The following is a 12,932-nucleotide window of genomic DNA, read 5'->3' as shown; positions in this document are numbered from 1 at the left end:
GCCGTGGTGTCATTGTAGTCGGCCTGCGCGCTTTACAACCGCACCGTTGGTATGCGCGCGGCGGCGCTGGCCAGCACCTGGCGCAGCTGGTCGATTTCGTACGGCTTTTGCATGGAAACGGCAGGAAAATCGAGCTGGCTGGTAAAGCCGCCGCCGTAGCCGGAGGCGAACACCACTTGCAGCTGCGGCTGGCCGCGCAGCGCGCAGCGCGCCAGTTCCACGCCGGACATGCCGGGCAGGCTGACGTCGCTAAACAGGATGCCGTAGCGGCTGTCCAGCAGCATGGCCAGCGCCTGTTCGGCGTCGGCCGCCGCCTCCACCTCGTAGCCCAGGGCGCGCAGCATTTCGCACACCAGGTAGCGCGCGTCCGGATTGTCTTCCACCACCAGGACGCGGGCCTGGCCCGGCGGCGGCGCCTCCGGCGCGGCCGGGGCCGGAGCGGCGGCCAGCTGCAGGGCGCACAGCACGCCGCGTACCGCGCCGGCTTCGTCGCGCAGCGGCGTGTAGTGCAGGTCCAGCAGTAGCTCGGAGGGGGCGCCGTCGCGCCACAAGGGCATGGCCTGGCCGGGATAGACCAGCGCCGCGCCGCCCCACACCGCTTCCATGGCGGCGTGGTTCCAGCCGAACACGGGCGGCTGCAAGATGGGCACGCTGCCGCCGGGCACGGACTCGGGACGCACACCCATCAGCGCGGCGTAGGCTTTGTTATACAGCAGGATTTTCTCCGGACCCCAGGCGATGGCCATGGCCAGCGGACAGTTCAGCAAGATGTCGACCGAGAGCCGCAGGCAGGCCGGCCAGGTGGCAGGCTGGCCCAGCGCAATGCGGGACCAGTCCAGCGGCGGCAGGGTATGCAGGCTGATGCTGTCTTGTTGTGTCATCCGGGCGCCCGTCATTGCGAATTTTGCTAGTTGCTTGATGCTACACCAGCATCGGGCGAAAAAAAAGCCCGCTGCAAGAGCGGGCTAAATCTATTTCCCGTTAGGAGAATAGAGGAGACAGGTGTAACTATGCAACATGCCGTACAGAAAATCCAATTGCCGTTCGTGATGAAAGCTATCATCTTCATGAATGAAGTTTTGCCTGCGATTTCCCTGCGATTTCCCTCTGGACAAGCCGAGTGGATATGCCTATAATCTTGCTTCTTTCGACGGGGAACCACAGAAAGAAAGCGAAAACTGCAACTTATCAGCGGTTTCCGATGCGGCTGTAGCTCAGCTGGATAGAGTACTTGGCTACGAACCAAGGGGTCGTGGGTTCGATTCCTGCCAGCCGCACCAGTTTGTTGTAGTAAAATGCGCTGATCGTAAAGCGTATTGCAGTATCAGTAATGACAGGCGGCTGTAGCTCAGCTGGATAGAGTACTTGGCTACGAACCAAGGGGTCGTGGGTTCGATTCCTGCCAGCCGCACCAGTCTTACTGCTTGTTGTACGATGTGATGAAGTTTTTGCGGCTGTAGCTCAGCTGGATAGAGTACTTGGCTACGAACCAAGGGGTCGTGGGTTCGATTCCTGCCAGCCGCACCAGTTTTACCGTAGTACCGATATGAGCAGTATCGAGTAGTAAGAGTGATAAGCAGTAAAAAAGCGGCTGTAGCTCAGCTGGATAGAGTACTTGGCTACGAACCAAGGGGTCGTGGGTTCGATTCCTGCCAGCCGCACCAGAATACGAGGGCCAGATCGGAAGATCTGGCCCTTTTCGTTTTGCGCTCCTGTTATGATTTGCTGATTTGGCAATTCGGGAGCCTGCATGACCATCATCACCTGCGTTGAAGACTTGCGCGTGCTGGCGCAAAAGCGCGTGCCGCGCATGTTTTACGACTACGCCGACGCCGGCTCGTGGACCGAGTCCACCTACCGTGCCAACAGCAGCGATTTCCTTCCCATCAAATTCCGTCAGCGGGTGGCCGTCAACCTGGAAAACCGCAGCCTGGCCAGCAGCATGGCGGGGCAGGCGGTGTCGATGCCGGTGGCGCTGGCGCCGACCGGGCTGACCGGCATGCAGCACGCGGACGGCGAAATCCTCGCCGCGCGCGCCGCCGAAGCCTTCGGCGTGCCGTTCACCTTGTCCACCATGAGCATCTGCTCGATCGAGGACGTGGCCGCGCACACCAGCAAGCCGTTCTGGTTCCAGTTGTACGTGATGAAGGACCGCGAATTCATCAACCGCCTGATCGACCGCGCCAAGGCGGCGCGCTGTTCGGCGCTGGTGCTGACGCTGGACCTGCAGGTGCTGGGCCAGCGCCACAAGGATATCCGCAACGGCCTGTCGGCGCCGCCCAAGCCCACGCTGGCCAACCTGGTCAACCTGGCCACCAAGCCGCGCTGGTGCCTGGGCATGCTGGGCACCAGGCGGCGCGGCTTCGGCAACATCGTCGGCCACGCCACGTCGGTGTCGGACATGTCCTCGCTGTCGGCCTGGACCAGCCAGCAGTTCGACCTGAGCCTGTCGTGGAAAGACGTGGGGTGGATCAAGCAGCGCTGGGGCGGCAAGCTCATCATCAAAGGCATCATGGACGCGGACGACGCGCGCCACTGCGTGGAGGCGGGCGCCGACGCGCTGATTGTGTCCAACCACGGCGGGCGCCAGCTGGACGGGGCGCAGTCTTCCATCGGCGCGCTGCCGGCCATCGTGGACGCGGTCGGCAAGGAAATCGAAGTGCACATGGACGGCGGCATCCGCTCCGGGCAGGACGTGATCAAGGCGCTGGCGCTGGGCGCGCGCGGGGTCTACATCGGGCGCCCGTTCCTGTACGGGCTGGGCGCCATGGGCGAGCAGGGCGTGACGCGCTGCCTGGAAATCATCCGCAACGAGCTGGACCTGACGATGGCCTTCTGCGGCCTGCGCGACGTGGCGCAGGTCAGCAAAAACATACTGCTGCCTGGCAGCTATCCGGGGCAGCCATGACTACACCCGCTGAGCTCCTGACCGCCGCGGCGATTGCCGCCATGCCGGGCAAGTCCAAGGCGCATCTGCTGAATCCGGACGCGGTGCGGGTGTCCAGGCCTCTCGGCGCCGCCACCGGCTTGACCGACCTGGGCTTTCACCTGATGACGGTGCCGCCCGGCCGCGCGTATTCGGAATACCACCGCCACCTGTACGAGGAGCAGTGCTTCTACATCCTGTCCGGCAGCGGCGAGGCGGTGATCGAGGAAGCGCGCCACGCCGTCGGCGCCGGGGACTTTCTGGGCTTTCCCAAAGGCGGCGCGGCGCACACGATAGTCAACACGGGCAGCGCGCCGCTGGTGATGCTGTCGGCGCGCACCAACCTGGAGCAGGACGTGTGCGACTACCCGCGCCTGAAGAAGCGCCTGTATATGAACGGCACCGACGAAGCGGTGGTCGATTACGCCGACGTCCTGTCCATCCCACCCAATTGAGGCCCGTGGCAGTTGAACTGGGCTGACTATGGCCGCGCGCCGCCGCCCTTGCACGCCAGACCGTACTGGGTGGCGGTGCAACCGAGCTGGACGCATTGCGCTGCATGGTAGCCGGCGGCGCGGCATTGCCTGAGCGTTTCAGTCAGCGCGCCGGCGCGCTCAGGCTTTTGGCTGGCGTACTTTGCTTGCACCGCCGCAGCCGGCGGCGTCTTCGTGCGGCTTGCCAATGAGCGAGTGCGGGGGCGTCCGGTCCGTTCGGTCCGGCCAGGCGGCTCGTTGACGGCAGGAGTTCCCGTTGATGCTGCCAATGGGGGTGGTGCGGCCGCTTGCGTTGCCGCCTGCGCCGCTGCCTGAGGGTTTGCCGCTGCCTGAGGGCCTGCCGCTGCCGCTGCCGCTGTTGGTGGCGCGATCGCTGGTGCCGGCAGCGTGCGCACGCCCGGCGCGGGCAGGGCGGGCCGCGCAGGGATGGGCGCCTTCGCCAGCACGGACAGCGATTTGTCGACCTTGTTTTCGTTGTAGACCCACAAGCCGGCGCCCGCCACGGCGAGCGTGGCCAGCAGCGCGGCGGTGCCGGTCGCCGCGCGGCGGCCCCAGCGTTCGAACCAGTCCGGCTCGTCGGCCGCGGGCGCGCGGGCCGGATCGTCCATGCGTTCGCCCGCGCCCCAGGCTGGCGGCGCCTCGGGAGGAGGCGGATCGAAGGTCCACGGACTGGCCAAGCCCGGCGGCGGCGCCCAAGCGTCGGCGGCTTGCGCTGCGGGTTCCGGGCGCGGCGGTGGCGGTGGCTGCCTTGGCGGCAACGGTGCGCGTGGGTGGCTATCGCCTATGTCTTCCAACAGCTGAGCTTTCATCGAACGAACCTGCAATGCTTATGTCGATCAAAGATACTAGCGGATCTGGATTGTTCGGGGTGCCCGCTTGCGCGTGCGGCGTTGTGATAGTGTTCTGAAATATTCTAATAAGAAGGGACCAAAACCATGTGGAAACAAACCCTGGCAATACTGTGCGGATTCCTGGCTTTCTCGTCGCTGCCTGCCGCCGCGCAAAGTGATCCCGAGCTGGCCAAGTCGCTCGGCGGAAACGAAAACGGCATGAAGAAATATGTGCTGGTTATCCTGAGGACCGGCCCGAACAAAATGCCTGCCGGCCCGGAGCGCGATGCCATGTTCAAGGGCCACTTCGCCAACATCACCCGGCTGGCCGATGAGAAGAAACTGGCAGTCGCCGGTCCGCTGGACGGCGTGGACGGCTGGCGCGGCGTGTTCGTGTTCGCCACGCCGGACATCGAAGAAGCGAAGAAACTCGTGGCCACCGACCCGGTGATCATCAATGGAGAAATGATCGCGGAATACCACGCCTTCTACTCGTCCGCCGCCCTGATGGCCGTGGGCGACATCCACAAGAAAATCTCCAGGCAATAAGCCATGCGAAGCCGGGATGACCAGCGCGGACTTTGATGCGGCTCAAGCTTGTTGGCGGGTTCCGGGCGCATAGTGGCTGGAGCTTGCTTGACAAGGAGAAGGGCATGGCCAATGCTGAAATTCCAGATGGACGCGCGCGCGATTTGGAGAAACGCATGAACTCTGCCGAGACCGAGCTTGCATTGATACGCGCCACCATGGCCACCAAGCAGGATATTGGCGAACTGAACGCGCGTTTGACGGCAATCGAAGTGCAACTTCCCTATCTGGCGACGAAGGCGGATCTGAAGTACGAGATCGACAAACTGCGCACCTGGATGATAGGCGTCGCCATCGGCCTGTTTTTCTCGCAGGCCGGCATGAGTATCACGCTGTTCTTCCTGCTGAAGCAGTCGCTCGCCTAAACTTATCCCACCACGTTCACCGGCTTGTTCGCCGCGAATGATTCGATGTTGTCGATCAGCTGATCGGCCAGGATCTGCATGGCTTGCGTGCTGGCCCAGGCGATGTGCGGGGTCAGGATGAAATTGGGCAGGTGCAGGTTGAGCAGCACGTTGTCTTCCGGCGGCGGCTCCTTTACTAGCACGTCGAAACCCGCGCCGGCGATCACGCCGGTGGTCAGCGCCCTGGCCAGCGCCGCTTCGTCCACCAGGCCGCCGCGCGCCGTATTAATCAGCAAGGCGGAGCGTTTCATGCGCGCCAGTTCGGGCGCGCCGATGATGTTGCGGGTCTGCTCGTTCAGCGGTGCATGCAGGCTGAGCACGTCCGAGGTTTCCAGCAACTCGTCCCAGGACACGTTCCTCACGCCTTCCTCGTCCACCGGTGTGCGCTTGTGCACCAGGATTTCCATGCCGAACGCGCGCCCCAGCCGCGCCACCGCCTGCCCCAGCGCGCCATAGCCCAGCAGGCCCAGTTTGCTGCCCGCCAGGTCGGTGATGGGGTAGTCGAACAGGCAGAACTTGTCGGACTTCTGCCACTTGCCGGCCTGCACGTCGGCGCGGTAGGCCAGCAGGTTGCGGCGCAGCGCCAGGATCATGGCAAAAGTGTGCTCGGGCAAGGTGGCGTACGCATAGTTGCGGATGTTGGACACCACGATGCCGCGCTCCTTGCACGCGGCCAGGTCGATGATGTCGGTGCCGGTGGCGGCCACGGCGATCATCTTCAGGTCCGGCAGCTGCGCCAGCGTATCGGCGCGCAGCGGCACCTTGTTGGTGATGGCGATGGTGGCGTCGGCCAGGCGGCCTGCGGCGTCGGCCGCTGCCGTGGCCGCGTATTCGGTCCAGCTATGGCTGAAGGCCGGGCGGCGCACGTTGGCGATTACGCTCTCGCGGTCGAGGAAGACAATATTGTGGTCATTCATCAGGCGGCCTGCTGGGTAGGAAGGAAGTTGGGCAAGGTGCGGATGCGCATGCCGGGGTGGGCGGCAAAATGCTCGGCCACCCACTCGACGAATACCCGCACCTTGGCCGACAGGTGGCGGTTCTGCGGGTAGACGACATGAATCGGGATCGGGTCGGTGATCCAGTCGGCCAGCACCTGCACCAGGCGGCCGTCGCGCAGGTATTCCTCCAGCGCGAAGTCGGTCATCTGCACGATGCCCAGCCCGGCCAGCCCGGCCGCGACGTAGGCGTTGCTGTCGTTGAGCGCGATCACGCCCGGCAGCGGCATCTGGATGCGCTCGCCGTTCTGCGTGAAGTCCCAGTCATAGATCTTGCCGGTCTTGGCGGAAAAATAGTTCACGCAGCGGTGCCGTTCCAGTTCGCGCGGGTGGCGCGGCACGCCGTAGCGTTCCAGATAGGCCGGCGCGGCGCAGGTGACGAAACTGAGCACGCCGATGCGGCGCGCGATCAGCGCCGAGTCGCCCAGGATGCCGCCGCGCACGGCGCAATCGACACCTTCCTCGATCAGGTCCACCGGGCGGTCGCTGCAGCCCAGTTCCAGCGTGATGTCCGGGTAGCGCTCGAAAAAATCGGGCAGGGCAGGGACCAGCACGCCGCTGGCCAGGCCGGTGGGCGCGTCCACCCGCAGCCGTCCGCTGGGGCTGAGCTTGGTGCGCGACAGCGATTCCTCGGCTTCGCGCACGTCCGACAGGATGCGCAGGCAGCGCTCGTAATAAGCGGCGCCGTCGGCGGTTACGCTGATCTGGCGCGTGGTGCGGTGCAGCAGCTTGACCGCCAGCGTGGTTTCCAGGCTTTGCACCAGCGTGGACACGGTGGCTTTCGGCAGTTGCATGTTCTCGGCCGCGCGCGTGAAGCCTCCGGCATCGACCACCTGCACGAACACTTCCATTGCTAGCAGTTTGTTCATCTATTTCCTTATTGTTCGGGATTCTGAACAATCAATTCGACTTCAGGCCATTTATCGGATTGTAGATCAAGACTATAGTTCATGCATGCAGAAATGTAACGCAGTGCCACTAGGAGTTTAACCATGAAACATCGGGATGGAATCTTTGCAACGATCGCGTTAGCGCTGAGCTCGTTCGCCTTGGCCGGAATGATGTACACCGACGCGTACTCGGCAGCTGCCGGTACGGAAGTGCGTGGCGTCAACGCGCTGACCCATGAGGTCATCGGCGGCGACATGGTGGCGCGTGCGGACAGCCTGGACGGCACTCATTCTGCGGCGGTGCAGCAATGATGGACCCGGTGCCGGCACAGCTGAAGATGCGCGATCTCGAAGTGGCCGGGGCTCATGGCCCGCTGGCTGCCCGCCTGTATAGCGGCGCCTGGTCCGGCAACCCGGCCGGCGCTGCCGGGGGCAAACGCGATACGCTGATCGTCTTCTTCCCCGGCGGCGGTTTCGTCAGCGGCGACCTGGACGAGGCGGACGAGTTCCTGCGCGGCCTGGTCAGCTGCAACACCGGCTACCTCGTGCTGGCCAGTAATTACACCCTGGCCACTGCCAGCCCCTTCCCGGCGGCGGTGGAAGATGCCCACGCGGTCTTGCTGTGGGCGAAGAAGAACAAAACCAAGCTGGGCTGGAATGGCAAGCGTTTGGTGGTGGCCGGCATCGAAGCCGGTGCCAATCTGGCCGCCGTCAGTTCGCTGATGTCGCGCGACCGGGGCGGCCCTGCGCTGTCCGGCCAGATCCTCATCATGCCCATGCTGGACCCGGGCCTGTCGAGCAGCTCCATGCGGGAGCTGCCGACATGCACCGACAAGGCCAAGGCGGCCGACGTATGCGCCGCCGGCTACCGCGGCTACCTGCCCAATGCGGCGGACCGTACCCATCCTTACGCCTCGCCCCTGCAATCGAGCCGGTTGAAGAACCTGCCGCCGGCCTTGATCCTGTCGGGCGAAGACGACCCATTACGCGACGAAGCTGAACAATACGGCACCAAGCTGATCTCTTGCGGGATCAAAACCACCGTGCGGCGCCTGCCGGCCGCGCCCGTCTCCGACGTGGAGGCGCGCAACGAATGCGCGTGCAAAGTATTTGCACTGAGCGAAATTGCCGGCTTCATCGCCGGCCTGGATGGAACGGAGATTCCGCCAGCATGATTAAATAAACAAATACGTTTACATATTACCTGGCTGCCAGTATATTTGTAGACGAGAGAGACATTCCGTGCAGTAACAATTTTTCCGTGCCTCGTGCGCGGTAGGGCCGTCTTGTCCCTACGTTTTGCAGTGACAAGCGGTATCGCCGCATCTATTAAAAATTTTCATACAAAAAGGGATTAATATGAAAACCGAGAAAAATATCACCACCTTGCTGCGCCCACTGGCGGCGGCAATGGTCGTTGCAGGGCTGGCAGCCATCAGCCTTGCAGGATGCGATACCGCAAACGGCAAGACCGCCGAAGCGCCCGCTGCCGGCGGGCCGCCGATTTCCGCCGCCGCCGTGGTGGAAAAGAACATCACTGAAACCCAGGAGTTTTCCGGCCGCCTGGAAGCCATCGAGCGCGTGGAAATCCGTTCCCGCGTGAGCGGCTTCATCACCGCCGTGAACTTCAAGCCGGGCAGCGAAGTCAAGAAGGGCGACGTGCTGTTCCAGATCGACGCCCGTCCATACCAGGCTGAACTGAGCCGTGCCGAAGCCGCCGCCAACTCGGCGCGCGCCAAGGCCGACCTGGCCAAGCTGGAACTGGCCCGCGCCGAGAAGCTGCTGGCCGACAAGGCCATCGCGCAGCGCGAATACGACGAGAAAGCCTCCGGCCTGAAAGAGCTGGACGCCAACGCCCGCGCCGCCACCGCGCAGGCCGAAGCGGCCCGCCTGAACGTGGCTTACACGCAGGTGGTGTCGCCGATCAACGGCCGCGTGTCGAAAGCGGAAATCACGCTGGGCAACCTGGTCGATGCGTCGGCCGTGCTGACTTCCGTGGTCTCGCTGGAAAAAATCTACGCCAGCTTCGACGGCGACGAAGACACCTACCTGCGCGTGGGCACCGCCGCCACCAAGGGCAAGCCGGTCACCGTGAAAGTGGGCCTGGCCAACGAAACCGGCTTCCCGCACGAAGGCAAGCTGGAATTCGTGGACAACCAGCTCGACCCGCGCAGCGGCTCGGTGCGCATGCGCGCCACCTTCGCCAACGCCGACAACGCGCTGGTTCCCGGCCTGTTCGCCCGCGTGCAGCTGGAAGGCGCCGGCACCGGCAAGCCTGCGCTGCTGATCAACGACCGCGCCGTGGGCACGGACCAGAACCGCAAGTTCGTGTTCGTGGTCGGCGCCGACAGCAAGGCCGAATACCGTCCTGTCACGCTGGGTCCGCAAATCGACGGCCTGCGCGTGGTGCGCGACGGCCTGAAGCCGGGCGAGAAGATCGTGGTCAACGGCCTGCAGCGCGTGCGCCCCGGCGCTCCGGTGACGGCGGAAATCGTGAAGATGGATTTCGACCCGCTGGCGCCGGCCCCGGCCAAGCCTGAAGCCAAGAAAGAAGAAAAAGTCGCCGCCGCAGCCGACAAGGCCAGCAGCACTGCGAAGCAATAACAAAGGAATAATCCATGAACTTTTCACGCTTCTTTGTCGATAAACCGATCTTCGCGGCGGTTCTATCGATCATCATTTTCGTCGGTGGATTGATATCCATCTTCAAGCTGCCCATCTCCGAGTATCCGGACGTGGTGCCGCCCTCCGTGGTGGTGCGCGCCCAGTATCCGGGCGCCAATCCGAAGATCATTGCCGAAACCGTGGCCGCGCCGCTGGAAGAGCAGATCAACGGCGTCGAGAACATGCTCTACATGTCGTCGCAGAACACCTCGGACGGCGCGCTGGCACTGACCGTGACGTTCAAGATCGGCACCAACGTGGAGCAGGCCGAAACCCAGGTGCAGAACCGCGTCCAGCGCGCGCTGCCGCGCCTGCCGGAAGAGGTGCGCCAGATCGGTGTGACGACCGTCAAGTCGTCGCCCAACCTGACCATGGTGGTCCACTTGCAGTCGCCGGACGGCCGCTATGACGACCTGTACCTGCGCAACTACGCTGTGCTGAACGTGAAGGACCAGCTGGCCCGCATCAACGGCATGGGCGAGGTCCAGCTGTTCGGTTCCGGCGACTACGCCATGCGCGTCTGGCTCGATCCGCAGAAGGTCGCGGCGCGCAACCTGACCGCCGGCGACGTGGTGGCCTCGATCCGCGAGCAGAACGTGCAGGTCGCGGCCGGCGTGATCGGCCAGGGTCCGGCGAAAGACGCGGACTTCCAGCTGACCGTGAACACGCAAGGCCGTTTGCAGTCGGTGGAAGAATTCGGCAACATCATCGTCAAGACCAACGCCGACGGCGCTGTCACCTTGCTCAAGGATGTGGCGCGCCTGGAAATGGGCTCGAATTCCTACGCGCTGCGCTCCCTGCTGAACAACAAGTCCGCCGTGGCTATCCCTATTTTCGAAGCGCCGAACGCCAACGCGCTGCAACTGTCCTCGGACGTGCGCGCCAAGATGGCGGAGCTGTCGAAAGATTTTCCGGAAGGCGTCGAATACAGCATTGTGTACGACCCGACCCAATTCGTGCGCGAGTCGATCGACTCCGTGATCCACACGCTGATCGAAGCGATCGTGCTGGTGGCGCTGGTGGTGATCATCTTCCTGCAAACCTGGCGCGCCTCCGTCATTCCGCTGCTGGCCGTGCCGGTGTCGGTGGTGGGTACCTTCGCCGTGATGATAGGCTTCGGCTTTTCGATCAATACGCTGTCGCTGTTCGGCCTGGTGCTGGCCATCGGTATCGTGGTGGACGATGCGATCGTGGTGGTGGAGAACGTCGAGCGTAACATCGCCAACGGCCTGACCCCGCGCGACGCGACCATCCAGGCCATGAAAGAGGTGAGCGGCCCGATTATCGCCATCGCCCTGGTGCTGTGCGCCGTGTTCGTGCCGATCGCCTTCGTGTCCGGCCTGACCGGCCAGTTCTACCGCCAGTTCGCGCTGACCATCGCCATCTCGACCGTGATCTCGGCATTCAGCTCGCTGACACTGGCCCCGGCCCTGTCGGCAGCCCTGCTGAAACCGCACGACGCGCCGAAAGACGCGCTGACCCGCGGCATGGACAAGATCTTCGGCCGCTTCTTCGGCTGGTTCAACCGCTTCTTCGGCCGCGCGTCGGACAAGTATGAGGTGGGCGTGAAGGGCGTGCTGCGCCGCAAATCGGCCGCGCTGGGCGTCTACGCGCTGCTGGCCGTCGCCGCCGTGTTCATGTTCAAGGCCGTGCCGTCGGGCTTCGTGCCGGCGCAGGACAAGCAGTACCTGGTGGGCTTCGCCCAGCTGCCGGACGCCGCCTCGCTGGACCGCACCGACGCCGTGATCAAGAAGATGTCCGCCATCGCCAAGGAAATCCCGGGCGTGGAAGCCAGCGTGGCTTTCCCAGGCCTGTCGATCAACGGCTTCACCAATGCGCCTAACTCGGGCATCGTGTTCACCACGCTCAAGCCTTTCCATGAGCGCAAGGACAAGAGCCAGTCGGCCGAAGCGATCGCCGCCGAGATCAACAAGCGCATGGGCGCCGTGCAGGACGCGTTCGTGATGGTGTTCCCGCCGCCGCCAGTCAACGGCCTGGGCACCATCGGCGGCTTCAAGATGATGCTGGAAGACCGCGGCAACGTGGGCTACGACGAACTGTATAAAGCCAGCCAGGCGATGCAGATGAAAGCATGGCAGAACCCGCAGCTGCAGGGCGTGTTCTCCAGCTTCCAGATCAACGTGCCGCAGCTGTTCGCGGACGTGGACCGCACCAAGGCCAAGCAGCTGGGCGTGCCGCTGGCGACCATCTACCAGACCTTGCAGATCAACCTGGGTTCGCTGTACGTGAACGACTTCAACCAGTTCGGCCGCACCTACCAGGTGCGCGTGCAGGCTGACGCCCCGTTCCGTTCGCAGGCCGAGCAGATCGCCCAGCTGAAAGTGCGCAACGACAAGGGCGAGATGATACCGCTGTCGTCGCTGATGCGCGTGAAGGACAGCTATGGCCCGGACCGCGTGCAGCGCTACAACGCCTACGTGTCGGCCGACATGAACGGCGGCCCTGCGCCGGGCGTATCGTCCGGCACCGCGCAAGCCATCTTCGAGCAGATCGCCAAAGAGACTCTGCCAAAAGGGGTAGCTTACGAGTGGACCGATTTGACTTACCAGGAGATCCTGTCCGGTAATACGATGATCTACGTGTTCCCGCTGTGCGTGCTGCTGGTGTTCCTGGTGCTGGCTGCGCAGTACGAGAGCTGGACCCTGCCGCTGGCGGTGATCCTGATCGTGCCGATGTCCATCCTGTGCGCCCTGATCGGCGTGAAGGTGACCGGCGGCGACAACAACATCTTTACCCAGATCGCGCTGTTCGTGCTGGTTGGCCTGGCGTCGAAGAATGCGATTCTGATCGTGGAGTTCGCCCGTGAACTGGAAGACCATGGCCGCACCGTGCTGCAAGCGGCCCTGGAAGCGTGCCGCCTGCGTCTGCGTCCCATCCTGATGACGTCGATCGCCTTCATCATGGGCGTCGTGCCCCTGGTGTTCTCGAGCGGCGCAGGTTCGGAAATGCGCCACGCGATGGGTGTGGCGGTGTTTGCCGGCATGCTGGGCGTGACCTTCTTCGGTCTGTTCCTCACGCCTGTGTTCTACGTCCTGCTGCGCACCCTGGCCCAGCGCCTGGAGAAGAAATCCCCGGCTGACGCCATCGCGGCGCCTGCCAAACTGGAAGGGACTCATTAAT

The 12,932-nt window shown here is 63.7% G+C and carries 12 protein-coding genes and 4 tRNA genes; 12 read left to right on the top strand and 4 right to left on the bottom strand.

Features of this window, described 5'->3' with window-relative positions; all coding sequences use genetic code 11:
- Positions 1-32: 32 nt before the first annotated feature.
- Positions 33-881: a response regulator gene (locus ACFJI2_RS14975; protein ID WP_377705737.1), complete on the bottom strand. Its 849-nt coding sequence runs from the start codon at positions 879-881 to the stop codon at positions 33-35.
- Between the two features lie 322 nt (positions 882-1,203).
- Between ACFJI2_RS14975 and ACFJI2_RS14970 the strand changes: the two genes are divergently transcribed.
- The 6 genes from ACFJI2_RS14970 to ACFJI2_RS14945 all read left to right on the top strand — a co-directional run bounded on the left by ACFJI2_RS14970 (position 1,204) and on the right by ACFJI2_RS14945 (position 3,381).
- A tRNA-Arg gene (locus tag ACFJI2_RS14970) sits at positions 1,204-1,280 on the top strand.
- 57 nt (positions 1,281-1,337) lie between these two features.
- Positions 1,338-1,414, top strand: a tRNA-Arg gene (locus tag ACFJI2_RS14965).
- Between the two features lie 36 nt (positions 1,415-1,450).
- A tRNA-Arg gene (locus ACFJI2_RS14960) sits at positions 1,451-1,527 on the top strand.
- Positions 1,528-1,587: 60 nt separating this feature from the next.
- A tRNA-Arg gene (locus ACFJI2_RS14955) sits at positions 1,588-1,664 on the top strand.
- Between the two features lie 86 nt (positions 1,665-1,750).
- Positions 1,751-2,908, top strand: a complete 1,158-nt coding sequence (locus ACFJI2_RS14950) for an L-lactate dehydrogenase (RefSeq protein ID WP_377705736.1) — start codon at positions 1,751-1,753, stop codon at positions 2,906-2,908.
- Positions 2,905-3,381, top strand: a complete 477-nt coding sequence (locus ACFJI2_RS14945) for a cupin domain-containing protein (protein ID WP_377705735.1) — start codon at positions 2,905-2,907, stop codon at positions 3,379-3,381. The genes ACFJI2_RS14950 and ACFJI2_RS14945 overlap by 4 nt, the downstream gene beginning before the upstream one ends.
- A 26-nt stretch (positions 3,382-3,407) precedes the next feature.
- On the opposite strand, the gene ACFJI2_RS14940 is transcribed toward ACFJI2_RS14945, so the two are convergent.
- Positions 3,408-4,028 (bottom strand): hypothetical protein, encoded by a 621-nt coding sequence (locus ACFJI2_RS14940; RefSeq protein ID WP_377705734.1) that lies wholly within the window; start codon positions 4,026-4,028, stop codon positions 3,408-3,410.
- A gap of 327 nt (positions 4,029-4,355) precedes the next feature.
- On the opposite strand from ACFJI2_RS14940, the gene ACFJI2_RS14935 reads away from it, so the two are divergent.
- Together ACFJI2_RS14935 and ACFJI2_RS14930 are read left to right on the top strand one after the other, a co-directional pair.
- Positions 4,356-4,799 carry a YciI family protein gene (locus ACFJI2_RS14935; protein ID WP_377705733.1) on the top strand — a complete coding sequence of 148 codons (444 nt, stop codon included), beginning with the start codon at positions 4,356-4,358 and terminating at the stop codon, positions 4,797-4,799.
- 104 nt (positions 4,800-4,903) lie between these two features.
- Complete coding sequence (locus tag ACFJI2_RS14930) at positions 4,904-5,203, top strand: hypothetical protein (protein ID WP_377705732.1); 300 nt, start codon at positions 4,904-4,906, stop codon at positions 5,201-5,203.
- 2 nt (positions 5,204-5,205) lie between these two features.
- Here ACFJI2_RS14930 and ACFJI2_RS14925 read toward each other — a convergent pair whose 3' ends face one another.
- Both ACFJI2_RS14925 and ACFJI2_RS14920 read right to left on the bottom strand, forming a co-directional pair.
- The gene (locus tag ACFJI2_RS14925) at positions 5,206-6,159 is read right to left on the bottom strand and encodes a D-2-hydroxyacid dehydrogenase (protein WP_377705731.1); all 954 of its coding nucleotides are present in this window, start codon (positions 6,157-6,159) and stop codon (positions 5,206-5,208) included.
- On the bottom strand, positions 6,159-7,106 hold the full coding sequence (locus tag ACFJI2_RS14920; protein ID WP_377705730.1) for a LysR family transcriptional regulator: 948 nt from the start codon (positions 7,104-7,106) through the stop codon (positions 6,159-6,161). Before ACFJI2_RS14920 ends, ACFJI2_RS14925 begins: the two co-directional genes overlap by 1 nt.
- A 123-nt stretch (positions 7,107-7,229) precedes the next feature.
- Here ACFJI2_RS14920 and ACFJI2_RS14915 point away from each other — a divergent pair, with 123 nt between their 5' ends.
- The 4 genes from ACFJI2_RS14915 (at position 7,230) to ACFJI2_RS14900 (ending at position 12,931) form a co-directional block, all read left to right on the top strand.
- Positions 7,230-7,439, top strand: a complete 210-nt coding sequence (locus ACFJI2_RS14915) for a hypothetical protein (RefSeq protein ID WP_107868427.1) — start codon at positions 7,230-7,232, stop codon at positions 7,437-7,439.
- Positions 7,436-8,302, top strand: coding sequence for an alpha/beta hydrolase (locus ACFJI2_RS14910; protein ID WP_377705729.1), 867 nt, complete (start codon positions 7,436-7,438; stop codon positions 8,300-8,302). The genes ACFJI2_RS14915 and ACFJI2_RS14910 overlap by 4 nt, the downstream gene beginning before the upstream one ends.
- A 184-nt stretch (positions 8,303-8,486) precedes the next feature.
- Positions 8,487-9,731 carry an efflux RND transporter periplasmic adaptor subunit gene (locus ACFJI2_RS14905; protein WP_107868429.1) on the top strand — a complete coding sequence of 415 codons (1,245 nt, stop codon included), beginning with the start codon at positions 8,487-8,489 and terminating at the stop codon, positions 9,729-9,731.
- A gap of 14 nt (positions 9,732-9,745) precedes the next feature.
- Positions 9,746-12,931: an efflux RND transporter permease subunit gene (locus tag ACFJI2_RS14900; protein WP_377705728.1), complete on the top strand. Its 3,186-nt coding sequence runs from the start codon at positions 9,746-9,748 to the stop codon at positions 12,929-12,931.
- Position 12,932 lies beyond the last annotated feature (1 nt).

The sequence above is a fragment of the Pseudoduganella sp. UC29_71 genome, assembly GCF_042693265.1.
Taxonomy (GTDB): domain Bacteria; phylum Pseudomonadota; class Gammaproteobacteria; order Burkholderiales; family Burkholderiaceae_D; genus Rugamonas.
The sequence above is the reverse complement of the archived record's forward strand: the minus strand, read 5'-3'. Positions and strand labels throughout refer to the sequence as shown.